This window comes from Bradyrhizobium sp. 197, assembly GCF_023073375.1.
In the GTDB taxonomy this organism is placed as follows: domain Bacteria; phylum Pseudomonadota; class Alphaproteobacteria; order Rhizobiales; family Xanthobacteraceae; genus Bradyrhizobium.
In genome coordinates this window covers 170,057-195,251 of sequence record NZ_JADPJJ010000165.1, presented here as the reverse complement: position 1 = coordinate 195,251, position 25,195 = coordinate 170,057, and the positions used below count along the sequence as shown (strand labels likewise).

Here is a 25,195-nt window from a genome sequence, read left to right as displayed (position 1 = left end):
CAAGAACCGTAACAGCGCGATCGACGAACGAACCACGCGGCATCCGGGATACGGCATGTCGCAATCACGCCGGGCGATGGTCGAGTGCATTTTCGGATGGGGCAAGCAGCATGGCACCATGCGCAAGACCAAACATCGGGGCATCGCTCGCGTCGCCGCCGACTTCCTGCTTAATCTGATCGCCTATAACCTGATCCGAATTCCAAAACTGCTCGCCGCATAGCCACCCCGCGCCGGGGCACACTCAATAACAAGCTCGAAATTACATCCAACTCTACCGCGCCGCTCCAAAAACGACCGGCGGAAAAATGAAAATTCTCCATTTCAAGGTTTTTCAGCAGACTGCTAGAGGCCCAGGTCGCGCTTGCGACCAAAACCCCATTCAATGCCGCCGCCGTCCTTCACGATGCCGGTGACGTGCTGGCCGAGCCTCTTTTCGAGCTCGCGCGACCAGGGTACGAGCTGGAAGCCGAGCCCGTTATCGATCATGGCGAAGCGTCCCGAGGCGAGCGTCAGGCGCTGGCGATAGGTGCCTGCCACGTGTTCACCGGAGGCCCCCTTCACGTACGGAAGCCCAGTCTCGGCAGCGATCCCTGTTCCCACCTCGTCCCACTCGCGTCGGCGTAGCGTGTTCAGGAGGTCGCGCTGGAAGATGATGCGCTGGCCCTGCCGCCGCGCGAGGCCTTCCCGAACCAGATGCTCGGCACGCGCCTCCATGGCGTCGCGGGTCTCGCGGCCGAATCCCCCCATGGCGAGTGGCATGGGGTCGCGCTCGACCAAGCGGTGGTCGAGCCAGGTCGCCCCTTTCGCGGTGATCTGTTCACCGAGATCGAGATCGGAGCGGATCGCCAGCACCAGGGCGGGGCGCGGATCGCCGGCTTGACCGACGCGTCGCACTTCGACAATTCCGCCGACCGGCGGTGCATGTTCGAAGGCCTCAATTCCGCGGAAGCGGATGTGGTGCGCGCGTCCGTCTATTCCGTCGATCACGGCATAGGCCTCGCCAGGCAGTTCGTCATGCAATCCCCGATCGACCAGCCGTCCGACGATCTGGGACATCGGCTGTCCCCCTTCGATGACGTAGTCGGAAACGCCGCGCGCTTCCCCACGCTCGGTGAAGGCACGGTGCATGGTCTTGATGATATCGCCGCGCATGCCGAGGTCGCGCAGGTTACGCTCGGCTTCCACCCCGACCATCCATTCCCCTGGAGCAGCTGATGCCGCGAGGCCCATCTTTTCCAGGTGTTGAAGGCGGCCAACCATCAGGCGCCGGATCTCGGGATCCGAACGGCTGGGATTCGCGGGGCGAAGATCGATGTAGCCGGTTTCGTCGGCTGCCACCCGGATCTGCTGATCTAGTCGTGTCCATCGCTCTGCCGTGACTTCCCGTTCCAGAGAATTGCGGATTTCGTGCTCCGGCCTTGGTCCCAGTTCGATGGCGACTAGTTCCTCGGCGCGTGAACGGAGGCCCCGGCTGATGTAGTCGCGGGAGATCACGAGATCGGCGCTTTCTTCGTCAACTCCCCGAACGAGAAGATGGACGTGAGGATTGTCCGTGTTCCAGTGATCGACGGCCACCCAATCGAGCCGTGTGCCGAGATCGGTCTCCATCTGCTTGGCGAGGTCGCGGGTGAAGGCCCTGAGGTCGGTCATCTCGCCGGCGTCCTCAGGCGAGACGATGAACCTGAAATGATGGCGGTCGTCCTGGCACCGTTCCGCGAAAGCCGCGCCATCGGCACGGTCGCTGCCGGCATCAAACATCTCCGCCCGCTCGCCACTCCGGGTCACGCCATCGCGCTTCAGATATGAGAGATGAGCCGTCAGTGGTGCTGAGCGGAAGGCTCGTCCTTTGTGGCGAACAACACGCGCCTTCACCACAACTCGCCGCGCCGGGCTGAATAACCGGCTGCGGCTAAAGGAAAGCCGGCCGCGCCCGAAGGTGGAGCGCCCGTAGGCTGCAGAACGCTTGCCCGCCCCAGCTCGACCCGAGGTGTGGCCGGCTTTCTTCGCGGCGCGTATCACCTGGTTAATAAAACTCTTTGGCTTTGGCGCGCGTGTGCTGCGGATGCGCCCGGGTCGAATACGCAGTTCGCTATCACCTGCGGTCATGGCCGGCGCTCCAAGCGAGCGAAAGCGCCTACAGTGCCGAAAATGGTCTTGATGGCATTGTTGAAAACGCAAGGCGCGGCACGTGCCCCGACCGACCGGCACGGCCGAACCCAAGCCATGTCAATGGCTTGCGGTTCGACCGGCGAGCCCCTTTTATCTCGCCGTCCTGCTGTCGTGCCTCCCCACTGCGCTTGTCTTTCCGCCCATTCCTCGCCAAGCCGCACTAATGCAGGCGAGCTTGCGCATTCGCTCGTCGCGAGCCTCCCACGTCAGATCGCGCGACGAACAACCCTGTTGCCCGTGGCACAATGGCCGAGGTGTCCTGAACGGAGGTAGTCGTCGGAGCTCGGTTCGAGGGACTCCCAGGTTGCAGCCCGGCAGCGGTCTTCGAGCTTTCAGAGCGCGCCACGAAGAGCGCTCCCATCGAGGACCGCAGACTCGCGATTGCAGAGGAACCTGCAATGTCGCCACCGATGATCGGCACAAGCTTCTGCAGATCTATCTGGGTTTCAGCGGGCAATGGACGGCCGGCCAGGTGCTCTTCGTAGCGAGTAGGTCCTGCATTGTAGGCCGCTAGGAAGCCCGGTAAACCGTACCGGTCGTGCAGCTCGCGAAGGTACGCTGTCCCCGCAAGAATGTTGTCATGGGGATCGTAGGCATCGCCGCCGAGGTCGTAGCGCAGACGTAGCTCTGCCCATGTCTCTGGCATGATCTGCATCAGTCCCACGGCACCTTTCGGGGACCTCGCACGCACGTCTTGGTCGCTTTCGACGTCCAGGACTGCGCGTATCCAGCGGACCGGCACGCCGAAGCGGCGAGAGGCCTGCTCGACAAACTCCGCAAACGGATCGCTAGCTCGATGACGCGCCGAAGGCACCGCGGGTCGCGTCTCGGCGACAGCAGCGGCGTTACTCGCGGTCAGCGCAATGAACAACGGTACGACAGCGCGCAAGCTCCCCTCGGACAAACGCAAGCGTGCCGCCGTGCTCGCGCCCGTCCAGGTTGAAGCCGCTTCGCGCCGGCCTTTCGGCCGCCCTGGACCGCCGCTGCTCGCGTCGGCCTTGCAAGCTTTGGTCGGGACGGAGGAATGGTCCTGCACTTGATCGAACAGAGGAATGGCAGGACGGAAGCGCAAAACACGCACGATCATTCCTCCCACGTCCACACCGGGAGGGCACGGCCGATCACGGCCGACGCCGGAAGGAAACCAAAATATCGGCCGTCAAGGGAGTCATCCGACTGCCAGTTCATGAGGAACAGCTCGCCGTCGCCAACCACCCGACAACCCTGCCATTTCGGCAACGGCCGCCCGCGCCCGTCGCGATCTCGCGCCTCGCCCATTTCAATGCCGTCAACCGAAATAGTGAGACCGCTTCTGCAGACCGTCTGCCCCGGCAGCGCCAAGACCCGCTTGAGCATGGGGACGCCGACCGGCAGATAGCCGTTCAGGTCGAGGAAAGTCGTGAGCGGATCCGGCGGCTGAACCGCGACCAGCTCGGTGACATGGAAGCGCATCGCTGGCCGTAAACGATAGAGGCCGACCGGCACGCTCGCCGATGCATTCCAGATGTAGAGCGGAAGCGGGTCCAGCACGATTGTCGCGACAAGTGCGCCAGCTACCGCAAACATCGTGGTCAGCGTCATCAGGCGGCTCGTCATCGCATTACTCTCTGGCGATGGAGCCAAGCCTGGTGGCGCGCCTTCGTGTAGGGACGCGGGTTTTCGTTGACGGACAGACGGTTATGAACGTGATGCCAATGATCGGGAGCGACGTCGGCTGGATCGATGGCGAGCGCCTCGATGGCATCGGTCATTTGCAGCACGCGTTCGACCTTTGGCCAGCCGGAGAGTCGCAGCAAAATCTCGCCGCCGGGCGTCACATACGGCACGGTCGAGCAGCGCTGTCCCGGCGCGACCGCGCGCAAGATGTCGACCTGCGAAATGATCGTGCCGAAGTCGTTGGAGGTCCAACGGACGAAGGCAAAGATGCTGCCGGGCGCAAATGACAGGACGTGCCGATGGCGATCAAGCTTCCGTTCCTTGACGATACGACCGAACCGAATACGGTTTTCGATGCGCTTCTCGAGCCACAACACTTCCACTTCGGTGAGGTCGCTCATGCTGCCGCTCCTCGAAGCTGGGACCGGTAGCCGTGAGCTTTGCAGTCAGTGAAGTGCGTATGCGGCTTCTGAAGGCAAGCAGGACTGACGGCCCGCCGTTGCGACTCGCCCCCAATGCGGCTTGTGGTCTGGTCCGTTAGAAGAAATCCGAAGGATTTCTGGTTAGTAAAGTTAGAGCGGCTGGAAAGCGCTGAAAAACAAGCAGTTAAGCTCGATTCCGGTCCCCGATAGCACGAGGATCGGGTCCCCGATAGCACGCGGGTTGCGGTCCCCGATAGCACGAGCTGATTCACAGGTTGTCCTCCGAATTTCGAATGAGACCGCGCCGGCGCAGGCGCGCCGTTAGTGGACCGACGGGCGTTGGCGCGAAGTTCAGACGCTCGGTGCCGTTCGGGTCGCGTGTGAGCACGAGCTGATAGCCGGGCAATGTCTGGCACTGCACGATCTGACGTACGTCGTAGGCAAAATGCTTGAGCGGGGAGAGGATGCCGGACTTGGCATGGAGGTGCACCAGGTCAAAACTCCAGCCACCTTCCTGGCGCCCACCGTGCTTGCGCACGAGCCGGTAGAGCCACCGCTCAAGTCCGCCCGTCAGATTGAAATAGGCGCGATCAATCGTCAGCACGAGCGCGTCATCGATGACGCCCGCGTAGAACCAGTCCGGCAGGATCAGCTCGAGCCCAAATGGACGACCACTTGCATCGGCCGTCTCCTTCCACTCGTTGATCCAGGAGAAGCGATGCCGTCGCCGCTCTGCCGGCTGGCGGATCGATGTCAGCACGGTCGTTGACTGAAGTCTGTCGAGACCCGCCTTCAGCCGGTCATAGTCGCGTGCGCTGGTGCCGCGGCCGACAAACGTCAAAATCTCGTAAGGCGTTGCAGCCATCAGGCGCGACGTCTTCAATCCGGCGTCACGGGCTTCGACGATCTGGGAAGCGGCCCAGATCAGAACGTCCGCATCCCAGATGGTTGCCATGCCGTGTTCCGGCACGGCTTCGACACGAATTGCGATCGCACCGGTACGGAAATCGATCGGTACAATCCGCCTTGTTTTTGCGAGCGAGAAGAATGGATAAGCCATCAGATCCTGCGCGTCGCGCGGCGCGAGATCGCCGGGCAGCGCCCGAAAGAGCTCAAGCTGGTCACGCTCGGAATGGTGTTTGCGCCGCATTTTCACTGCTCTCACGCGGCGATCAGCGACGTTCTTGGCCCGCATACGGGCGCAGACCCGGGTGCTTCTTGGCCGGCAGCACAGTGCCCCTGCCGGGATCCGAGGTTGACGTCTTGGCGCCGAGATCAGCCCATGCTTTCAGATCATCCAGAGCGTAGACGACGCGCCCGCCGATCTTCCGATACGTTGGCCCAGTACCGTACGTGCGGTGCTTCTCAAGTGTGCGACCGGAGAGGCCAAGATATCGCGCGGCCTCCGGTGTACGCAGGAAGCGCGGGGGCAGTCCGGCCATCGGATCGGGCATTTGAGCACTCCAAGGTGACGGCGCACCGCGTATGGCGGCGCCGGCGTGTGTGCGGTCATCATGGAGAAGCGCAGTCTCGGAGGGGGATGCCGATCGGGGGGTCGATTTTCGGCACCCCAGGAAGGGCGCTACTCGTCCCTACGCCTGGGCCGAAGCAGCTTGCGATAGCCGCCGCGCACAAATGCGAGGCCGCTTTGTACAAGGCGACGGGTTCGGCTGCGCAGATCGTGTGTTTTCCAACCACGATCCGATATGCGCGCGTTGCCAAACAAAGCTTCTGCGATGCTGCGATAAGTCGCGCCGGCGAGATACGCGGCGACCGCGCGAAGAGCTGCGCACAGTCGTTCGCGCCGCTGTTTGGGCACGCGATGAAACGGAGGTCCTGGCGCGCGTCCATTCATCGCGCGCCACAGCCGCGTGGCGGCATGCGCGCGCGCCTCGAAATCGCGGTCAAATGGCAACTCGGCCGCATAGCGAGCGCCTGCGGTCAGCGGCTGTTTCGACCAGATGCGATGCTCCGCCGAACCGATTTGCAGCACGGCGTGCCAGCCGTCAGCGGCACGGCGCACGTGGCCAGTTGCAAGATCAAACGGTGGCTGAGACGTTGGGCCGTGACCAAGCGTTGAAGTGGTTACAGCGACCGGAACGACGGTCGGCAGAACCTCGGGCGCCCAAAAGATTGTCTGCTCGCGGAATGACCTCTGCGGGTCATGCGCGAAAGCAGAGGCCCCACCTCCTCCTGAATTCCTCGGTCACCCCGCCATCTGAGCTGCTAGCGATGATCGCATCGTAGTCACGCTGATAGTCCACGTTCATACGAAGGCCTACCCAGGCGATTTCAGTGATCTCAGCGTTCTCTAGGCTCTTAAATGAATCCGGCGATCGCCAGTCGAATTCAGGCATTGTTTCCGCCCCATTGCACGCAGCTAACAAGGATTGCGGCGCAATAGTTATGAACGAAGCGGTTGTAGGAAGCCCCTAGTTTGGCACCACGTGGTGCATAAGAATGACCACCGGTTAGCGGAAGAAAATAGTTCTGGCTGCAAGTCTTCAGTCAGCGATTTTCTTCTATTTTGAGCCGGCGCCACGCAAGAGGCGCCCCTGCTCGGTCACCCATTTGGCGCGCGCAAGATGACTCTGATATGCAGTACGCGCACGATCAGGCTCTCGCTCCGGATCGATATGTAGGACGATACGAGCCACCTCCCGCCAGTCCGCTCCCTCACCCTCCGCCTGCAGAAGGCGAATGTACGTGACGACATGCTGTTCGTCATAGGTCGTCATCGCCGATTCATTTGGCGCCGCATCTGCAACGTCGGGGTCCACTGGCGGTCTATTCATGTAGCATACGGCACTTCATTGAAGCCTGAGCCTATCTTATGGACTAAACTATCGAAATAGATCGGTTATAGCCAGTGGTTTGATGGCCTACCAAATGGCTGCTTTTGCGCATGAAAGCTCGTGCGCTCGTGGCCTGGAATGTCCGCCGGATACGCGTCGATCGCGGCATTCCGCAAGAGCAATTGGCATACGATGCCGGGATCGATCGCTCATACATGAGCGGTCTCGAACGGCAATCGGAGAACCCGACGATTGATCTGCTGGACCGATTGGCGGAAACGCTTGGTGTTCAGTTATCGGAATTCTTCCTCCAGCCGCCTAAAGGAGCGACGACGCCCAAGACATTACCCAAGGGTCGCAAACCGATCCGACCGGATCGCAAAAAGAAGTAACTGTTACCGGCTCTTCCACCTTGGCAGTGGCTGGATGCCGACTGTCTCACTTTTCTAGTTTGTTCCTTTGTTATCGCGAGCCGGGCCGAAGGCCCGGCGAGCGCCGGACGCGGACACGCGTCGTTGCCGCCGGTCCGGCCTGCCGGACCGGCGGCAACGCATAGGCTATCGGGAAGTAGCCGCGCAACCGGTTCCGATTGCGCGGCTCGTCCCCTCAGATGGCGCGCTCCATCAAGCGCTTTGCCTTCCCTTCGAGTTCAAGCCTTGCATCCTGGTGCGATTTGGTGCGGGCCAGCGCCGTAATCCCCTGCACGAAATCAAAGATGCTTTCCGGCTTGCGGTTCTCCTCGCCTAGAACGGTCTCGATGATCTTCGTCGTCTCCGACTTGGAAAATCCGCCCTTGCGGAGAAAGTTTTCTCGGTCCTCGTCCGTGCGAGCAACGATTCGCTCTCGCGCGGCCTTGATCCCGGCCACGAATGGCGCGGGCGAGGAATTGGCAAAGCTCGTCAGCGCTGGCGCCGCCTCATGTGCGAAACGTTGTGCGGCGAATTTCGAATGCCGGATCGTGATTTGCTCGAAATTCTCCACACCCCATAGATTGCGGTTCATGCAGACGGCCCGGAGGTAGAAGCTCGCAATGCCCAGCGTCTTGCTGCCGACTTCGCTGTTCCAGCAGTAGAATCCCCGGAAATACAAATCCGGCGATCCGTCTCGCAGTCGCCCCGCCTCGATCGGATTGGTGTCATCGACCAGAAACAGGAATACGTCGCGGTCGCTGGCGTAAAGCGTCGTCGTGTCCTTGGTCACTTCCACAAAGGGATTGTGGGTCATCGTGGACCAATCCAGCACGCCCGGCACTTTCCACCGGGTATCGCCGGTGCCGTTGCCTGCTATCCTCGTCACAGCGGCGACAAGTTCATGGTCCCAGATACGGCCGTAGTCCGGTCCGGTAACAGCACGAAGCTCGATCCGCCCGTTATCGGCCTCGAGGGTTTTCACGAGCTCGGCGCGGTGTGACAGCAAGCCATGTTGCAGGTTGATGCCTGACAGAGCTGCGGGAAGCTGCCGCAAATAGGACGTTGGCGCGCCGACCAGCGTGCACAACTGGCCAAAGCTCCAATGGGTGGGCACAACGGGCTCGTCACGTCCCGGTACCATTAAGGCCAGTCGCTCGGAATTGTTGCTGTTGGCCTCCACCCGGATGGCCCGGCTTTCCACCGTCCGCGCTTGCGCGCACTCGGCGCGGCTGCGCACGGCGTTATAGAGGTCGGGCAGGTTCAAATAACGTTCGTCATCCGGTCGTGAGAACCATTCCGACGACACACGGCCAATCCGTTGGCCGCGCGACACGTCCACACGAAAGCCGCCGGACACCGGTTGTTCGCTTTGCGATAAAGTCATCATGCTCATGGTCGTTTCTCCTATGGGCTGAGTTGAAGCGCAGCGCTGCGCTGCAACCCTGCCCGTCGGCGAGACCTGGGGTAGCAAGGGCAAGGGCGGCCGAAGCGGAGGGGGATCACCCGCCTGATAAGGGCGCGCTTGATAAGCGCGCGTCTGCACGCGCCTTGACGACTTTGGTCGTCATGAATCATGGCGCGGAAGACCGGGGATACCGCTCCGGCCGGCACGCACAGCGTGCTTTACCCTTGCCCGCGCGAGGGCGGAGCCCTTAGCGATTCACTTCCAAAAAATTGCTCTTCCTCCTCCCTGCCAGGCGGTAACAAAAACGCAAAAAGCCCCGCCTCCGAAGAGGCGGGGCGGATGATCCGGATGGATCAGTCGCCGTTGCGGCGAGACCAGATCAGGGTGAAGCCCTCGTCGCCCTCGACCTTCACCAGCGAGGCGTAGATCGGCGCCGGGAAGCTCGGATCATCGAGCTTGACCGAGAGGTATTCGCGTTCGGTCTCGCGGGCGGTCTTTTTCCAGGCGGCACCGAATTCGGTGGTACCGGCGAAGATTCGGAAGTCGGGCGCCTTGTCGTTGTCCTTTTCGGACGGGGCGAACCTTGCCTTGATGTTGAGCGTCAGCGTCTTGATCGAGCCGACGTAGCCGTTGTCCGAAGCGGTGAAAGTGCCGATGGTAGCCATGGTGGTCTCCGTTGGTTGCTCGGGCCGCGCCCATCGCGGCCTCGATGGCGATCCTTGGCCCGGGGAGCGATCGGCCCGCAGCCGTCAGGCCCGCAGCGCAGCGGAGGACGGCGGTAAGCCTGCTTTTTTGCTTTCCGCGAGGAATGCCGCCTCTTTTGCGGCAGGGGAAAAAAGCAGGCGTAGCCGTTGCGGGAAGGCGATCGAGGCTCTTGCCGTCCCTCGGGCTTGATCAGCCCATTCGAGGTTGCGTTGGACGCCGCCCGTGAAAGAACTGGCGGAGACCACCATGGCTGCCGGCAATCAAGCAGCACAAGGACGCGGCTTGATCGGTCGAACACACGCTGACGCCCAAGCATCAACGGCGGTAAAGACGCGCCAAAGAGAACGATGAGCGACCAATTTCGCATGCGGTCGTGGCGCATCGGAGCGCCGCTGGTAGATGGCCCCCGCCGAAATACAATCCGGACGGCGGCAGTCGATTGATCAAGGACCCGGCGAAGGGCCCATCGCTGCTGATGAAGGGGGCTAGACGACGATCCTGTGTCAGCGGCTCGCTACGATCGGCACTGATCGGAACGGCCCGTGCTCCGTCGTCCAGGTGCGCGCTTGCGTCTCTGAGTCGCTGCTTTGCCTCAATTGAATTGGCCGCAGATGGCCGGGGCCGCATGCGCGGCCCCGGCCAAAAAATCACTCGGCAGCCTCCGAATAAGCGTCACCGCCTTGTACATCGGTGCGCTCTTGCGGCTTTGCTGTCCTCAGCAGAGGAGGCAGCCGGTCTGTCGCGCTCAGCAACTGCTCGGCTGCTTCCGCCATATCGACCTTCTTCATATCTGCCATCCGCTCGGCAGCCTCGCCGCTCACACCGTCGCAGACAGCCTCCAGAATGCGTGCCTTGGTGACGCGACCGAGATAGCTGCGCACGGTCGGCCGCCAGTAGCCGGTCATGTCGAGGGAAACGACTTCCGCCAGGCGGTCGGCTGTTGCCAAAGCGCGGGGCCTTCGCTCCCACGGCAGTTTGACCGCGTTGACGGTCAGCGCGACACAATGGGCGAACAAGGCCATGCGGCTGTCGGGATCAAGCTCGGCGACGAACGCCCAGAGGCTCGTGACTTCGCGCGGTATCTGCCTTGCCCAATTGGCGTGGCGGTCCGCCCAAGCCTTGCCGGCGGGCGTGTCCTCGATCCCGTCCGCATGGCCTGCCAAATCCGTCTTGATTGGTTGGATACCGACGACATGGGCGTCCGCGCCGAGATAGAAGATTTGCGCAGCGAGTGCATGGGTAACCGCAACGATGGCGACTTCCGGCTGTTCACTCAGATTAAGCCGGAGGCCAAGGTTCGATGCGGGGTGAGGTCGCGAACGAGAACGTCAGCCAATGGGCGGTCGTCTTCTTCCTCGTTGGCTGCACCTGCACCCTCCCCGCTTTCATCTTGTACTGCCTGATCATCTAGCTCCGGATCGCCTGTCGCTGAAGCTTCTGCGGTTTGCTCCGCTTCGGATTGCGGCTTTTCGTCCGCGGGCCGGATGAAACCGCGCTCGATCCGCACGGCACCATCGTGATTGAGGATCACGAATGCACCGCCGCGCGCAACGTCGTCGCGGTCGTACGCCTGCCGCTTGGCCTCCAGCCGCTCGATCTCGGCCTCAAGTTCGCCGAACCGGGCATCCACTTCATCGGGAAGTTCGTCGGCGGTCTGGTGCTTTTCGGTGAGGCCGTCGAATTCTTTTTGTACCGTTGCAAGAGCGGCCTGATCATCCACCGAAAGCTCGACCGGATGCGGATAGGTCCGCCGCATGCCGTGGGCGTGTGGGAAATCGAGATGGGCTTCCGTCCATTTCCATCCCTCGGCCGCCCGGACCGCCGGCTTCGCGACCAAGCTTTGCCGTGACCAGCAAATCAAGCAGCGCCACGTCTTCCAGATAGCCGCCGCGATCCTCGGTGAAGAGGTCCCGAAGGATCGAGCCGCCTGCTTCGGTGTACGCTTCGATACCGACAAAGCGCGCGCGGCGGTCGGTTGCGACCACATGGGTTTCGGTGAGCATGCGACGGATGGTGCTGGCATCCCGGTTATAGGATAGCCGCTCATAAACACTTTCCTGCCGGGCGTGATCATCGGTGATGGCAAAGGCCATCAACTGCTCAAGGGCCAGATCGCCCTCGCGATAGACCTGCATCAGCTTCGGAGAGACTGCGCCCAACCGCAGGCGCTTCCGTACCACATGCGGCGTCACACCGAAGCGGGCGGCGATTTCTTCGGCACCGAAGCCGCGCTCTTCCGCCAGCTTCTTGAACGCCTCGAACTGATCGGCCGGATGCATGTTTTCCCGGGTGACATTCTCGTCCAAGCTGATTTCGTGCGGATCGTTCGCGGTATCGACGATGCACCGAATCGGCTCGGTCTTCTTGATTTCCTTCCGCTTCACCCGCAGAAGCTGGGCAAGCCGCCTGCCCTCGCCGATGGTCACAAAATAGAAACCCGTAGCGGTCCCCTCTCCATCGACCTCCGGCTCGACGACCAGATTTTGCAGAATACCCTTGGCGGCGATGCTCGCCGCATAGGCCTCGATCGCCGCATCGCTGTGCGGCGTCTTGCGTGCATTCTTCGGGGACTTCTTGAGCTTGTTGAGCGGAATGAGAACTTGCGTTCCGTTCTCGGGGAGTTGTTCAACGTGCTTGGCCGACATGATCGATCTCCTTTTGCTTTCATGGGTGCAGGGCGCACTCCGCGCCTGCGCCCCTGCCCGTCGGCGAGACCAGGGGTAGCAAGTGCCAGGGCGACCCGAGCGGAGGGGGATCGCCCGCCCGAGAGGGCCGCTCGAAGAGCGGGTCTGCACAAGCGCGTGCCAGGATTTCCAGTGTTGAGAATCTGAGAAAGCGCGGAAGACTGGGGAGACCGCTCGGATCGGCGCCGGCACGAGCCGGCGCTTTACCCTGGCGCGCGCGAGGGGCGGAGCCCCTTAGATCTAGAAGATGGGGCATGTTGGCTGGTGCAAGCCATGCCCGGCAGAGAAAAAGGCACCCGCAGGAGGGTCAGCATAGCGCCGACGCGTAGCGGCGGGACCCGGGACCGAGTGCAGTCGCGAGACCGGTTAAGAAGGCGCCCGAACGAAGGGCAGTGATAGCGACGCCGGAATGAAATGACGGCGGGACCGAGAGCGAGTGCCTCCGGCGAGCGACACATTATTCTGCGCGAGGGATCGAAGCCGCACGGCCGAGACGCGACGCGGCTCGGTTCACGAGAGCCCGGTCCGGCACTTGCCGGACGCGTACAAACGGAAATGAAGCGCTAGCTGAGGCTTTGGATTTTCTCGCGGGTTCGCGGGCGGTAGCACTCCAAACCCTGAGTTCCTGCCATTGCGAATCCCAGCCATGTGCTAGCAGCCGGAACGAATAACGGACAAAGCGATTCGCCGTATCAGGAGCTGTTCCTATGCTGGGCGCTCGACCGGCTAAGTGAACACGGTCGTGTTATCAAAATGAGCGCCTGAGGAAAAGTGCGTTCAAAGTGGGCGCTCCCTTCAGTCGCACGACCATTGGTTCGACATGCTGGTGTCAAGCAGCGCCAGAAGTGAGCGCACCACTACTAGTCGCCGACGTCCGATCGTTGTCGTGGCGATACGCCCAGTTCCTATCAACTCGTAAAGCTTCGTGCGTCCCAAGCCGGTAACTTCGCATGCATCGTCAATCGTGCAGGTGAGCCGCTGGGCGAATGGCATCGTGCTCCGTTCTGCGGCTTTCGGGGCGGATAGACTGACGTGTGACTGGTGTCCGCCAGTTTTCTCTCGTCGATTGTAGCTCACGTGGACCTCCTATTCGCAGAAAGCTCGACGGGACAAGAGTTGATTGTGCGACGAGCAACGTCAATGCGAACAGCCGAGGGCGCTCGCGTACGACAGCGCACGTCAGCGGCGGTTTGACTATTTCCGGACATCAAAGAGCGACGCGAAAATTTTTCGCGAATGCGCCAGCCACTGTGAGGCATCGCGCCGAGGCTATTTGGCGAATGTCGGCAGCAAATTCCGCAAGCGTTCGCCGCTGATCACCAGCGTCTTATTCAACCGTTATTCAACGAACGCGGCTGATGGCTACCTAAGTGCCTGAGTTTGCTGGCGCTCCCTAGGGGAATCGAACCCCTGTTTCAGCCTTGAGAGGGAGCCAAATCGATCCGCTTGATGATCATCCTGAAGAGAGTTCAGCGATAGAGAGCTATCGATGTCAATCCCGACTCATCTGCACGAGCAGGTGACCGCACCAGTTTCGCACCAGAAACGACCCAACCGCAGCGCAACGAACGCGATCGGATTGAAACAAAAGACAGCCACATCAACGAAGCCGATCGCTTAGCCCGCCGCTCATATCGGTCTGGTTGCGGGGCTTTGCACAAAGTGACGCCAGTGAATTCCCGACCTGACCGCTGCCAGAACAAAAGCTCCGCTCCTGATTTTTCCGCTTCTGAGAGTGTGTCCGTTCCGCTTTCAATCGTATCCAATTCTACGACCGACGTGTAAGCGGCCTGCCATTCGTGGACTCCACGCAGCATCTTGCGGGATGAAACGTACGAAGACGAGGGAAGTGTTTCATCATGCACCACGATGTGTAACCCCACGTGACATTGATCCTGCTCTGGTCAAGTTTGTTGAAGCTCTTGCAATAGCCGACGCGAGGCGCGATCATGTGTTTGAGAGTGAGCGGCTGATGAAAGATCATCTTGATGCCGCCGGCGAGAAGCGCATCAGCGGTGGTGTTCAATATGAAGCCCGCAGCAGTTTATGCTCGGTTCTCGACCGAGCTTCAGAACGAAAAGTCGACTGAAGATCAGATTGCTCTGTGCAGGGGCTATGCGGCCCGTCATCAACTCGACGTCGTTGCGACTTTCGCGGACAAGGCTCGTTCTGGGGCCTCTGTATTCGGGCGCGATGGCTTGATGCAGCTTATGGATGCGGCGCGCCAACAACGTTTCACCGTTGTCATTGTGGAAGCGCTGGATCGGCTTTCACGTGATATGGAAGACCTGGCCGGCATCCACAAAAGGCTATCTTTCCAAGGGATCGAAATCCAAGCCGTTCATGATGGCACTGCGGACTCGATTTTGATTGGAATTCGCGGCCTCGTTGGACAGATGCAGCGCGAAGACGGAGCGAAGAAGGTCCGTCGCGGCATGGCCGGTGTGATACGAGACGGTCGACACGCCGGTGGGCGTGCCTACGGATATCGAGCCGTTCCCGGCAAACCCGGTGAACTTGAAATAGTCGAAGACGAAGCTAAGATCGTACGGCGCATTTTCACGTCATATGCCGCGGGACGAACGCCCCGGGACATTGCACACGATCTCAACCGAGAAAACGTTCGTCCACCGCGAGGCCAGCGATGGAACGCGTCGACGATCAATGGCAACGCCCAGCGTGGTGCCGGGCTCATATTCAACGAACTCTATGCCGGCCGTATCGTCTGGAACAAAGTCCGGATGGTCAAAGATCCTGATACGGGCAAGCGATTATCTCGCCCGAACCCTCGTGATGAGTGGCAGAGCATCGAGGCGCCTCAGGTACGCATCGTCGAACAGTCGATTTGGGAGCAGGCTCACGCTTTAAAGACCAAGAAGAGCCACTTGGCCAGCCACGTGAAGCGACGGGCGCCGCATCTCCTCTCCGGTCTTCTTCGCTGCGGTTGTTGTGGGTCCGGAATGTCGGTTCATGACCGTGACAAGACTGGAAAGACTAGGATTCGTTGTTCTGCGGTTCGCGAGGGCGGCATTTGTTCAAATCGCAGGATCATCTATCTGCGCGATATCGAAAGGCTTGTGCTTCGTGGCATGGCCGAGGAATTAAAAGATCCGCGGCTGATCGAGGCTTATGTGCGCGGCTATAACAGCGAACGAGAGCGGCTTGCGGGGGACGCGGTCGCGGTGCGTGCGCGACTGGCGGCGAAACGTGACCGGATCGAAGGTGAGCGGCAACGCAACATTGATCTTGTGATCAAGTACGTCATATCTGAGGAGGACGCCAAGCAGCGGATCGGGGAGCTCAAGGAAGAGCGGCTGCGCGTCGAGGCCGAAATGGCCGCGCTCGAAGAAGTCCCCGTTCCCGTCGCGCTCCACCCATCTGCCTTGGATCGCTACATCAGTTCAGTGAACGCGCTTGCCGAGACAATGTCTGGCCATTCGAAGGCAGAGGACGACCGCGGTTCCCTAGTGGAAGATTTTCGGACCCTCGTGCACAGCGTCACGGTCCATCCAAAGGGACCTTGGAAGGGCTTCGAGGTCGAAGTCAAAGGTAGACTGGCCAGCCTGATAGGCGGGGAGGTCTTTCCGGAGGCCCACCACAATAGTGGGGGATACGTGGTAGCGGGAGAGCGCTACCTACGTTCCCCCCGACCGTTTTCGGCCGAGTTCTTGGTCTCCGTGGCCTAACGGTTGGCGGTAGCTGGTATGCCCTTCCTTCTCCCCTTTGTGGGAGAAGGTGGATCCACTTAACCAGTTGATACAAAAAGAGGAACTTGGTCTAGTGTCCTTATAGTGTACTAGCGGCTCAACCCCAGTCGGCGCCTCGCTCCCTCGGCTCGCGACTCTGATAGAGTTCGGGCCATGCTCAAACTGCCAAATGATTTTGTCCAGTTGGAACGTTCGTTTCACGAACTCGCAAAACATGCGCGTGACAGCGATGCGTTCGATTTAGACCGAGCACTCTCCATCGGACCAAGTCTCAATTGGGACGACCTCCTCAAGGGTTTTCGCACGGTCATCTTGTCCGAGGCTGGCACCGGCAAGACAGAGGAATTACGCCAAACGGCCAAATCCCTCCGCGCCGAGCAGAAAAAGGCATTCTTCATGCGCCTTGAGCATATTCCGAACGACTTTGAAGATGCATTTGAGGTTGGAACGTTCGAAGAATTCAACGAGTGGCTCGCGTCAACCGATGAGGGATGGCTACTGCTCGACTCGGTTGATGAAGCGCGGCTTCGGAATCCCGGCGACTTCGAACTAGCTATCCGCAAACTTGGCCGCCGCGTGCAGACCGCCGCCGCCCGTGCGCACATCGTTCTCGCCGGTCGCACGAGTGCTTGGCGCGCTAGGACAGACGCCAAATTGTGTGAAAGTCATCTTCCATTCGCTCCGGAGACCACAAGGCTCGCAACGAACAAGCCGCAGCAAGAGGATTCGCTCGACGAGGATGCTCTCGACGTCGAGACGTTCATCACAGAGAATTCAGGCGAGCAGGACACGCCGTCAGCTTTACGCATCGTCACTCTCGACGACCTCTCGGCATCACAAATAAAGGTGTTCTCGCAAGCGCGCGGGGTGACTGATACGCAAGCATTTTTGGAAGAGATCGAGCGCGCTGACGCCGAATCATTCACGACCAGACCGCAAGACCTTGAGGAGTTAATTGAGTTTTGGAAAAAAGAGCACCGCATCGGCACGCGGATCGAACTGATGCACAACAGCGTTCTGCGCCGCCTGGAAGAGCGAGATCAAAACCATCGTGAGGCACAGCCACTTTCGGCCGTGCGTGCGCGGGAAGGCGCACGGTTGCTCGCAGCAGCCTGCATCTTAGGGAAGGAGCCGACTATCCAGGTGCCGGATGGCTCTCATAATAACAAGGGCATCCCTGTTCGGATGGTTTTGTCCGACTGGAACGACCGCGACTAGCAGACGCTCCTTTCTCGTCCCATATTCGATGAGGCGATTTACGGGACTGTCCGTTTCCATCATCGCTCAGTTCGGGAGTTTCTGGCTGCCGAATGGCTAGCGCAGTTGCTTGAGAGATCTGCGTCCAGACGTCAGGTCGAGGCCCTGCTTTTCCGCGTTCAGTACGGCCTCGAAGTTGTCGTACCCACCATGCGTCCAGTATTGCCATGGCTCGCCATCCTTGATGACCGTATTCGCGAGCGAGTTCTTCGCATCGCGCCAGAGGTGCTGTTTGAAGGTGGCGATCCTGGCGCCCTACCGCTAGCAATTCAGAAGGCCACACTAGCTGAGGTATGCAAGGAACTCGCCTCCGGGAAAGCGGGTCGGAATGCTCTTGAGTACGCCGCCGCGCAGCGATTCGCCAATCCAGACTTGTCGGAAGACATTCGCGCCCTATTAAAAACGTATGCTTCAAACTGGGAACTGGTCAGCTTCCTCATAAGGATGGTGTGGTTAGGACGTGTCGGTTCGCTCAAGGAGGAAGTGAAACTTCTAGCCCTCTCTCCCACCACAGCGGAGCACGCGCGCATCGCTGCCATACGCGCTCTTCGCGCTACTGGAACGACCGAAGACCTGCATGACTTGCGAATAAACTTTTTGGGCGAAGCGCCAGCTTTGAATCGCGACTGGCTCAGCGAGATTGTCACTGCATCGAATCCCACACCGGACACAATGGCGTGGCTCCTTGCGTCTCTAGCTAAAGCAGCGCCAAAGAGGCCATTTACGGTGGATTCGCTGACGGACGCTGTGATGAGCTTTGTGAAAACAACACCAATCGAGCTTCTTCCGAAGCTCGCGGAGGGATTGAACCACCTTCTGGAAGAACCTCCGTTCATCGAACGAGGCTACTGCGATGCCTCGAAGAAGCACTCATGGTTAATAAATCCCGCTTCAGTCGCGGCAGAGAGACTGATTACGGAAAGACGAGCAGAAGCAACGGGTGAAGCTGCCCTTGGCATCCTTTATAAATTTGGGGCGGTCAGGAGATGGGATGACGACCTCCGCGAGGTCAAAGTCGAGTTTGGCAATTTGATCCCTGCCTGGACTGAGCTCAACCGGGCAGCGTTTTGGTATGATGTGCGCAAGACGCGCCAGAGTGCTTTCTTCATCAAGCAGGAACACCGACTGACCAGCTTCTGGCAGGCATCCGGGATCGCTCATTGGAAGTTCGGCGCGGATGATTTCGACTATGCTGCTGATGCTATTCGCACGTCGGACCAACAAGACGATAGGCTAGTTGCCCTTACTCTTGCATTCGACATCTACGCGAAAGCGAGCAGGCCGCAGTCGTGGCGAGATCGACTTCGCGAACTCGTGCACAGCAACAGCGAACTCGAAGAGCGGCTACAGCTAATGCTCGCTCCCCCGGTAAGCGAGCACGAGCGCGAAGAAAAGAAATGGAAGAAACGCGCTGCCGACAGAGATAGACGGGAACGTAACAATCGCGCAAAGTCCAGAGAATTCATTCTCTCCAATATTGAGCTTGTTCGGGCGCCCCAGCTCAAGGCTCAGTCCGACATCTCAGCCGCCCAATGGTATCTGCACGAACACCTTCGCGAGACGGCCGACCAGAGCAATCGATGGACGGCTGGTCGGTGGCGCGAACTAGCGCCCGAATTTGGAGAAGAGATAGCGCAGGCGTATCGAGAAGGCGTAACAAAATACTGGCGCAAGTACCGGCCCATACTGCGCTCTGAAGGCGCTCCGGCGAACTCCACCCCGATATTCATTATATTCGGCCTGGCCGGACTGGCTATCGAGGCGGCTGAAACTTCAAACTGGCCTTCGAACTTGGCGAAGGAGGAGGTAGTACTCGCTTGCCGCTATGCTGCTCATGAGTTGAACGGTTTCCCTCCGTGGTTTCCCAAGCTATTCGCGACCTATCCCGAAATTGTCGGCGATTTCCTTCTCGCCGAAATAACGGAGGAGATATTGTCAGAACGGCCTCGCGAAGAATCTAACTATCTACTCAGTGACGTGAGCTGGTCCGGACAATGGGCTTGGGACTGGATTGCTCCTGCGATACTGGATCTCCTGCGAACAACCAAAGTTGAGAATCTGTTCAATTTGGGGAAGCTGCTAACCATCGTTCAAGGGAGCAGTTCGGTATCGGACGAGAACTTGGCCGCACTCGCGAAAGCCAACGCTCAGCGCTCAGCAAGTGACGAGATTGCTGCGATATGGTTCGCTGCTTGGACCGGCGTTGCCCCGGAGCAATCCATTCCACGGCTAACGGCTCGGCTGTCAAACATAGCATCCCCCGCTGACCAAACACACTTCGCAATGAACTTCGTTACGAGATTGGCAGGAACAGAACGGTCGGAGACCAGACGCGTACGTCAAAGGTTCGCTACGCCTAAGCATCTAAAGGAATTGTTCTTACTGATGCAAACCTATATTCGCGAAGATGAGGATATCAACCGAATAGGCGGCGGGGTCTATTCGCCGGGTTTGCGTGACAACGCTCAAAGCGCACGAAACGCGCTCTTCAATCAGCTTAAGCAGATCCCGGGAAAAGAAGCATTTGTCTCGCTATCGGAAATTGCGATCCAACATCCTAACGCCGACTCCCGGCCGTGGCTCACATCATTTGCACGCAGTAAGGCAGAACAGGATGCGGACTTAGCTCCTTGGTTGCCTGCCCAAGTACGAGACTTTCACCAACATCTGGATCGCACGCCGACAAACCATCGCGAGCTTGCTGACCTAGCGATAGCGCGGCTGCTTGACCTCCAGGATGACCTTGAGAACGGCGATGACAGTGTGGCGAGAATTCTCCAACGGGTCGAGGAAGAACCCGAGATGCGCAACTTTCTCGCGCACGCACTCCGCGAAAAAGCCCGAGGTCGATATACAATCACGCAGGAAGAAGAATTTGCGGACGCCAAGCGGCCGGACTTGCGTTTTCACGGAGCAGGTTTTGACGCCCCCGTGCCTGCTGAACTTAAGTTAGCTGAGCGTTGGACGGGGCCACACCTATTCGAGCGACTGGAAGTCCAACTATCAGGCGATTACCTGCGTGACAATCGATCAGCGCGTGGCATCTTCGTATTGGTGAACCGCAAAAAGGGGCGGCGATGGCAGCTTCCGTCCGGAGACTTGGTGGATTTCGCCCAATTGCTCGCAGCACTCCAAGATCACTGGGCGTCTATCGCTGATAGGTACCCGCATGTCGAAGACCTCACCGTCATGGGCATCGATCTTTCAAAAAGGTTCGAGTGAAATTCCGGCTTTAAGAACATCTGCGATGGCGCTGTGGTCGGGACGAACCCTCCACGATCCGCTCAATAGCCCCTGACATCTGCAATACCTCCCGAGGCTCATTCATACCTTCAAGCAGAGATCACACTTCCCGAGTTTGCCTAAAACGACGGCTCTCCGCAACTCGTGCGCAGCAGCGGTCAAATGAGATGATCCTATGGTCAGACCGAGCCGCCTTAGGGTCAGGAGTGCAACGGGGTCACACAGCTCGATAGAAAGTCCGGCTCCCAATATCGCAAGGGCGCGTTGCTCATCCGCGTCGAGATCAGCCGACGCGATGCCTTCCATCACGCGCCTCAAAGTTATCCCGGAGGGACACCTCAAAAACCGAACGCATGCCTGATTTGCCGCAGCATAGCCATGGCGGCGTCGGTGTACTGACCGTGGGTTAGATATTGATCCACCTGCGCTGTACTGATCAGCGCAACAACGAAGACCGTGAAGCCCTTAAACATTGGGGGCGTCTCCTGCAAGAGACCGCCAACCGGGCGTGTCGAAGTATTAAACCGTTCTCAGAATGCGCTGCCGCATTTGGCGACACCTATATGTAAATGGTGACAGTGACCAGTAACCGTTTCCTTAACGAGCACGATGTCTGGATGCGCGCGCCGTGGGGCGTTGCAATGGCGGTTGCCAGATTGCGCGCTGAACATCGCCATGCATGAACCGGATGCGGACATGCGCGGTCACGTCCGATGTCGGCCGGAGAACAGACATAGCAGCGGCTTGTACGCCGTTCTGCTAAGGGCCAACATCGGAAGTAACGGACACGAAGTTGCGGCGTAGGCAGAGGCAGCGTTCAATCCGACAGACGAGGAATGCGACGTATGGATGCGCGCGGGATGGGATGTGAGGCAAAGGCGTTACAGCCTTGCTTGCCGAACGGGCGCGATGCCCCATGACTCAAGGCAGCGCCGCCAATACATTTCTGAGTTACACCGGCCGTTTTAGCCACCAGACCGTATCAAATACGGATCCAAGGACCCAGCTAATCGGTCCGCCACTTGTATGGCGGCCAGCGTGGACTGCTTTTCGCGATGAAGCGAGCCGACGGAATTCACGACCAGCCCACTACAAGCAAAAACAGCTATTGCAATCGCAGCGAGATATTTGGTCCTCATGACGATGGTCCCCTTTATCGCCCCATGAACTAACCGGGCACTCTCAGAAATGGTTCCCGAACGCTGCGGCCCAATGTTTTCGGCCGCATCGGAAGTTGCTTCCATGGCGCCAGCGACTAGCCGCTGGGGCAGGTTCCTCCTTCGGAATGGAACATCGCGGTCGCAATCAGAAATCAAGGAACGAAAGCGTCCGCCAGGCTTTAGAAAAACTGAGGCCGTCGCTCGCCGGTAGTAACACGGCGCATGTCGCGGATAGCCAAAGGTCGTTGCCAGCGACCCGCTGCTCTGAATACAAGCGCTCGCGCAGATAGCCAAAAGTGGCGGTCTCCAGTTTCATTCAAAAGCGTCAGCCGCGCCCCGATTGGGTCGCGGGGAGCAGTGTTAGGCCGATATCGGCCAGCCGGACGGCGTTTTTGCCAACCGAAGGCTCCGTCATGCGCAACCATATCGACATTGACTACGTACACAGCCGGGCCATCGTTCGAGAGATCGGCGAGAGGCTACGCGCGTTGCTGAAACCAGAGCCGGAACTACCGGCGCGCCTCAAAACGCAAATCGACCGGCTTCGCGAATTGGAGCGCACACCATCAATCGTTCCCGATGCGGAGCATTGGAATAAACGTCGCCGTTGAGCCGCAGATGGGCCGGCCGAATATGGCTATCGCCTCCGCCTGGAGCGCGATGGTGACCGCGTGCGCCTGATCACGCGCGGGGGCTACAATTGGACCAGCCGCTAGCGTATTTCTTGCGAGCGCGGGGGTTCATTCCATAGCTCGCGCCAGTCGTCTAGGTTCTGCCAGATATTCTCGCTGTCGGTCCAAACATCGGAAAGCAGAAACCAATAGTCCTTGTTTGAGAGTTCGTGGGCGACCTCCATGAATGCAGTAATTCGATAGGGTCGCTCGTGCAGGTGAATGAAAGTATCCATTTGCGTCCCGCAAGGGCTTCATCCACATCCTGGAGTTTTTCGCGATAGCGCTGGTTGAGAATGGCCGCGTGCTCCAGGTCAACAAAACCGTGGCATTCCTGCACCAGCGGGTGGTTCAGCATGAGACCGTGCGGCGTCTCCATTAGATGGGCATCTAGATCAGGATGCAGTCGCTCCTGCTGCTTAGCCAGCCTCTCCCATTCGTATTGGTCCATCCTGCCGCCTCCGAAGGAGTTAAGCCCAGCTCCTGACGTTGCCAGTGCGGCCCGCAAATTATGCGGGCCGCACCTTCGGTTGATGCTCGCTTTACGCTGGCCTTTAGACGCTGGCCGTTATGGACGTTTGTCCGCATGCGGACGCTCGTCGCTATTGGCGCTGGTCTATATCGGCGCGGGATGGTGCGAGAAACCTGCTCGATCAACCTGATCGAATGAATAGCCTCAATGCAGCCCAATCGTCCACCAACCGATAGAGGAGTAACGAGGTAACGACGTATGTAGGTTGGTTTTTTTCGATGCAACCGTTTGATCTTGGCGTCTTAAATTTTTTTGCTTCTGAGGAGAGATTGCAGAAAGTTGGCTAAGCTGGTTACTGTAACTAGCATAGGAGCATGATCGCTGTTTCTAACGAACTGCCGGTAGCAAACGAAGTTATCACCTGGATAACTTTAGCGATTGAGAACGGCCAGCAAAACAAAGGCCCCGACGCGTGCACGTCGGGGCCTTTCAAGATCATCAGGCACGGGTACGTCCGCCGCGCCTTCCGATCCGGCGATTACTGCACCCAATCTCGTGCACATGATGGCAGTTGCACGACATCGAGGCGTTCACATCCCGCCCCGTGAGCTGCTTGGTGCTTCTTATCCCGTTAGCCGTATGTCCGGTATGCGGCCGAGAGCAGCCCAACGCGGGGACGGCGCGAAGGTCAGAGATGGGCCATAAGCGGAAGTCGCCAATTAGCGAGGATCACAGCGTGCGCGTCAGTACTCGGCCTTTAAACGCCGAACTGCACCAAATCGTTTAACTTACTTGTGTTGCTGCCCCGCCTTGTCACGTAAGGCTGTCAGCGCCTCCGCTAAAGTTGAGGCGGTCTCTTTGTCGCAAATATATATGTTGTCAGTACCGCTGTCCCTGTCGCTCAACTTACGCATCGGCTGCCGCTTGGTGGTCCGGCACGACCTAGATGCATCGATGCCCGGCCCCACATCAACTTGGCAGAGCACCTCCACCCATTCTTCCATGCAGCCGGGTCGATCTCGGCACTCTATCCCTATCAGCGGCAAGGTCGGGTCCCGGCTGTAGTTCATAACGATTTTTACTTTGCCGAGTTCGCTAATGGGAAGCGAACGCCGTTGCAACGTCTCCCTTCTCGACTCTGCGACATAGGTAGATCTCGTCTCGAAGCTCAGAACCGTTGCGTTGCCAGTAAACGTATGCACAAAGTGTTCAGTGTACTGCAATTTATCGTTCCTTAGGCCACCCCATGTGGTTACCGGTACCGGGCATTTGAACGCATTCGCGATGACTTCCAATATGAGTTGGGTTTCTTCCCGATCGGGATCTTGCGATGAAGCGGCTATACCTTCCAGCGTTGGCGCTGGCGGCACCTCTGCGGGTATCGCTTGAGGATTAGGATTCGTATGCTGCTGTGGCGAAGCGTGCGCATTGAGAGAGTCGATGCGATCTCTGTAAAGGCCTACCAGACATCCCCGGTCGTTTCCGCACGCTCGCCGCGACCGCAACCAAGAGAGTTGAGTTTCTCTTAGAGCCGACGCCTGCTCTGGTGCGAAGCTCGCGCGCAGCCGTACATAGATTGCCGCTAGCTCGCTATCCAAGCTTGAAAGAGTGGAGTCATTACATATTGCCACTTCATCAGGCTTTCGGTTCGTTTTGCAGTCGAAACTTGCGGCGCCCACGGAAGATGACAACGCCAGCAACGCCAAATTCATTAACACCGGAAGTCTAAGCATTGCCGGGCTCCAAGCATGCAGCATGTCACAAAGTGAATGTGCTGCTGCGCCAGCACTGGTGGATTTGTTTCGAAACTCAAGACCGTCGCGCCGCCCGTGTGAAGGATTATGACTTGCTGTTCGTCCATGGTCCATGCATGGACTGACACCGGGCATTTAGACGCAATCGCGATGAGTTCCATTTGAATTGCTCTCGTCACTTTCGGCATTCGTCGTAGTTGGAGCAGTTCTGTTTGTTAATGCCTGTTGCGGACTCGAGTTCGGCGCAAGCACCGGTAATGTAATGTTCGCAGTGGTCGCACAGTGTTACATAGACGCTCCATCGTTGTCCCTTTTCGTGAGGTGCTCTCAGGTAATAGTCCAAGGTATTTCCAATTCCTCCCATCGCCCTGCTGCACCTGTCCGCCAAGTGACGAAGGCGAACTTCCGGGGGATAGGCACTCGGTTGCTCTTTGTTGCGCCGTTCAGCTTCCTCTCTAGCAATTTGTTCCTTTTGCTCCTGCTGTCTGCGGAGGTCCTCCTGAAGCTTCGTTCTCTCACTCTCAAGCCTTAGCCTCTCCTTCTCTTCGATCTCGCGCACGCGTTGATTTGCGGCCCTTGCGTTCTGCTGATTTCTTGCATCCGCTCCCTCCGCCTTGGCCTTCATATCTTCGGCACGTTTCGCCCATGGAGATGACTTGTCGGCCGGCTTTGTGTTGTCAGC

Annotated in this window: 24 protein-coding genes and 2 pseudogenes; 8 read left to right on the top strand and 18 right to left on the bottom strand. The window is 59.1% G+C overall.

The features are described from left to right. On the top strand, nucleotides 1-223 hold a 223-nt coding region (locus tag IVB27_RS37150; RefSeq protein WP_247447580.1), incomplete at its 5' end, for a transposase. A 122-nt stretch (nucleotides 224-345) separates the two neighbouring features. On the opposite strand, the gene IVB27_RS37145 is transcribed toward IVB27_RS37150, so the two are convergent. The 9 genes from IVB27_RS37145 to IVB27_RS37105 all read right to left on the bottom strand — a co-directional run bounded on the left by IVB27_RS37145 (nucleotide 346) and on the right by IVB27_RS37105 (nucleotide 7,045). Continuing rightward, nucleotides 346-2,109 carry a relaxase/mobilization nuclease domain-containing protein gene (locus IVB27_RS37145; protein WP_247447588.1) on the bottom strand — a complete coding sequence of 588 codons (1,764 nt, stop codon included), beginning with the start codon at nucleotides 2,107-2,109 and terminating at the stop codon, nucleotides 346-348. Nucleotides 2,110-2,332: 223 nt separating this feature from the next. Further along, on the bottom strand, nucleotides 2,333-3,259 hold the full coding sequence (locus IVB27_RS37140; protein ID WP_247447579.1) for a lytic transglycosylase domain-containing protein: 927 nt from the start codon (nucleotides 3,257-3,259) through the stop codon (nucleotides 2,333-2,335). Beyond that, complete coding sequence (locus IVB27_RS37135; RefSeq protein WP_247447578.1) at nucleotides 3,256-3,768, bottom strand: S26 family signal peptidase; 513 nt, start codon at nucleotides 3,766-3,768, stop codon at nucleotides 3,256-3,258. Before IVB27_RS37135 ends, IVB27_RS37140 begins: the two co-directional genes overlap by 4 nt. Further along, nucleotides 3,765-4,229, bottom strand: a complete 465-nt coding sequence (locus IVB27_RS37130) for a DUF2840 domain-containing protein (RefSeq protein ID WP_247447577.1) — start codon at nucleotides 4,227-4,229, stop codon at nucleotides 3,765-3,767. The genes IVB27_RS37135 and IVB27_RS37130 overlap by 4 nt, the downstream gene beginning before the upstream one ends. A 289-nt stretch (nucleotides 4,230-4,518) precedes the next feature. After that, the gene (locus IVB27_RS37125) at nucleotides 4,519-5,400 is read right to left on the bottom strand and encodes a replication initiator protein A (protein ID WP_247447576.1); all 882 of its coding nucleotides are present in this window, start codon (nucleotides 5,398-5,400) and stop codon (nucleotides 4,519-4,521) included. 22 nt (nucleotides 5,401-5,422) lie between these two features. After that, nucleotides 5,423-5,704 (bottom strand): helix-turn-helix transcriptional regulator, encoded by a 282-nt coding sequence (locus tag IVB27_RS37120; RefSeq protein ID WP_247447575.1) that lies wholly within the window; start codon nucleotides 5,702-5,704, stop codon nucleotides 5,423-5,425. A gap of 128 nt (nucleotides 5,705-5,832) precedes the next feature. Beyond that, entirely contained in the window at nucleotides 5,833-6,105 is a 273-nt protein-coding gene (locus IVB27_RS43445; RefSeq protein ID WP_345946974.1) for a DUF2285 domain-containing protein, read from the bottom strand. A gap of 307 nt (nucleotides 6,106-6,412) precedes the next feature. Further along, on the bottom strand, nucleotides 6,413-6,607 hold the full coding sequence (locus IVB27_RS37110; protein ID WP_247447574.1) for a transcriptional regulator domain-containing protein: 195 nt from the start codon (nucleotides 6,605-6,607) through the stop codon (nucleotides 6,413-6,415). 165 nt (nucleotides 6,608-6,772) lie between these two features. Then, nucleotides 6,773-7,045: a DUF2285 domain-containing protein gene (locus IVB27_RS37105; RefSeq protein WP_247447573.1), complete on the bottom strand. Its 273-nt coding sequence runs from the start codon at nucleotides 7,043-7,045 to the stop codon at nucleotides 6,773-6,775. A 110-nt stretch (nucleotides 7,046-7,155) separates the two neighbouring features. Between IVB27_RS37105 and relB the strand changes: the two genes are divergently transcribed. Beyond that, nucleotides 7,156-7,437 (top strand): type II toxin-antitoxin system RelB family anti-toxin, encoded by a 282-nt coding sequence (relB, locus tag IVB27_RS37100; protein WP_247447572.1) that lies wholly within the window; start codon nucleotides 7,156-7,158, stop codon nucleotides 7,435-7,437. Between the two features lie 214 nt (nucleotides 7,438-7,651). On the opposite strand, the gene IVB27_RS37095 is transcribed toward relB, so the two are convergent. The 4 genes and pseudogenes from IVB27_RS37095 to IVB27_RS43910 all read right to left on the bottom strand — a co-directional run bounded on the left by IVB27_RS37095 (nucleotide 7,652) and on the right by IVB27_RS43910 (nucleotide 13,242). After that, nucleotides 7,652-8,842 (bottom strand): DUF932 domain-containing protein, encoded by a 1,191-nt coding sequence (locus IVB27_RS37095; RefSeq protein WP_247447586.1) that lies wholly within the window; start codon nucleotides 8,840-8,842, stop codon nucleotides 7,652-7,654. A gap of 371 nt (nucleotides 8,843-9,213) precedes the next feature. Continuing rightward, nucleotides 9,214-9,525: a DUF736 domain-containing protein gene (locus IVB27_RS37090; protein WP_247407056.1), complete on the bottom strand. Its 312-nt coding sequence runs from the start codon at nucleotides 9,523-9,525 to the stop codon at nucleotides 9,214-9,216. Between the two features lie 687 nt (nucleotides 9,526-10,212). Continuing rightward, a pseudogene (locus IVB27_RS37085) lies at nucleotides 10,213-12,210 on the bottom strand (ParB/Srx family N-terminal domain-containing protein). A gap of 834 nt (nucleotides 12,211-13,044) precedes the next feature. After that, the gene (locus IVB27_RS43910) at nucleotides 13,045-13,242 is read right to left on the bottom strand and encodes a helix-turn-helix domain-containing protein (RefSeq protein WP_354045089.1); all 198 of its coding nucleotides are present in this window, start codon (nucleotides 13,240-13,242) and stop codon (nucleotides 13,045-13,047) included. A 127-nt stretch (nucleotides 13,243-13,369) separates the two neighbouring features. On the opposite strand from IVB27_RS43910, the gene IVB27_RS37080 reads away from it, so the two are divergent. The 5 genes and pseudogenes from IVB27_RS37080 to hyoA form a co-directional block, all read left to right on the top strand. Beyond that, nucleotides 13,370-13,627, top strand: coding sequence for a hypothetical protein (locus IVB27_RS37080; RefSeq protein ID WP_247447571.1), 258 nt, complete (start codon nucleotides 13,370-13,372; stop codon nucleotides 13,625-13,627). A gap of 447 nt (nucleotides 13,628-14,074) precedes the next feature. Then, entirely contained in the window at nucleotides 14,075-14,338 is a 264-nt protein-coding gene (locus tag IVB27_RS37075) for a hypothetical protein (RefSeq protein WP_247447570.1), read from the top strand. Continuing rightward, a complete protein-coding gene (locus IVB27_RS37070; RefSeq protein WP_247447569.1) occupies nucleotides 14,277-15,935 on the top strand; it encodes a recombinase family protein in 1,659 nt (552 codons plus the stop codon). Before IVB27_RS37075 ends, IVB27_RS37070 begins: the two co-directional genes overlap by 62 nt. A 174-nt stretch (nucleotides 15,936-16,109) precedes the next feature. Next, nucleotides 16,110-17,174, top strand: a complete 1,065-nt coding sequence (locus IVB27_RS37065) for a hypothetical protein (protein WP_247447568.1) — start codon at nucleotides 16,110-16,112, stop codon at nucleotides 17,172-17,174. 12 nt (nucleotides 17,175-17,186) lie between these two features. After that, a pseudogene (gene hyoA / locus IVB27_RS37060) lies at nucleotides 17,187-20,435 on the top strand (NACHT domain-containing antiphage protein HyoA); the annotation flags it as partial. A 359-nt stretch (nucleotides 20,436-20,794) separates the two neighbouring features. On the opposite strand, the gene IVB27_RS43070 reads toward hyoA, so the two are convergent. Together IVB27_RS43070 and IVB27_RS37055 are read right to left on the bottom strand one after the other, a co-directional pair. Then, nucleotides 20,795-20,929 (bottom strand): hypothetical protein, encoded by a 135-nt coding sequence (locus tag IVB27_RS43070; RefSeq protein WP_256468492.1) that lies wholly within the window; start codon nucleotides 20,927-20,929, stop codon nucleotides 20,795-20,797. An 832-nt stretch (nucleotides 20,930-21,761) separates the two neighbouring features. Further along, entirely contained in the window at nucleotides 21,762-21,932 is a 171-nt protein-coding gene (locus tag IVB27_RS37055; RefSeq protein WP_247447566.1) for a hypothetical protein, read from the bottom strand. A 97-nt stretch (nucleotides 21,933-22,029) separates the two neighbouring features. Here IVB27_RS37055 and IVB27_RS37050 point away from each other — a divergent pair, with 97 nt between their 5' ends. After that, nucleotides 22,030-22,227: a hypothetical protein gene (locus IVB27_RS37050; RefSeq protein ID WP_247447565.1), complete on the top strand. Its 198-nt coding sequence runs from the start codon at nucleotides 22,030-22,032 to the stop codon at nucleotides 22,225-22,227. 154 nt (nucleotides 22,228-22,381) lie between these two features. On the opposite strand, the gene IVB27_RS37045 is transcribed toward IVB27_RS37050, so the two are convergent. The 3 genes from IVB27_RS37045 to IVB27_RS37035 form a co-directional block, all read right to left on the bottom strand. Further along, nucleotides 22,382-22,738, bottom strand: coding sequence for a hypothetical protein (locus IVB27_RS37045; protein ID WP_247447564.1), 357 nt, complete (start codon nucleotides 22,736-22,738; stop codon nucleotides 22,382-22,384). Between the two features lie 809 nt (nucleotides 22,739-23,547). Continuing rightward, nucleotides 23,548-24,492: a lysozyme inhibitor LprI family protein gene (locus IVB27_RS37040; RefSeq protein WP_247447563.1), complete on the bottom strand. Its 945-nt coding sequence runs from the start codon at nucleotides 24,490-24,492 to the stop codon at nucleotides 23,548-23,550. 196 nt (nucleotides 24,493-24,688) lie between these two features. Next, nucleotides 24,689-25,138, bottom strand: coding sequence for a hypothetical protein (locus IVB27_RS37035; RefSeq protein ID WP_247447562.1), 450 nt, complete (start codon nucleotides 25,136-25,138; stop codon nucleotides 24,689-24,691). Nucleotides 25,139-25,195 lie beyond the last annotated feature (57 nt).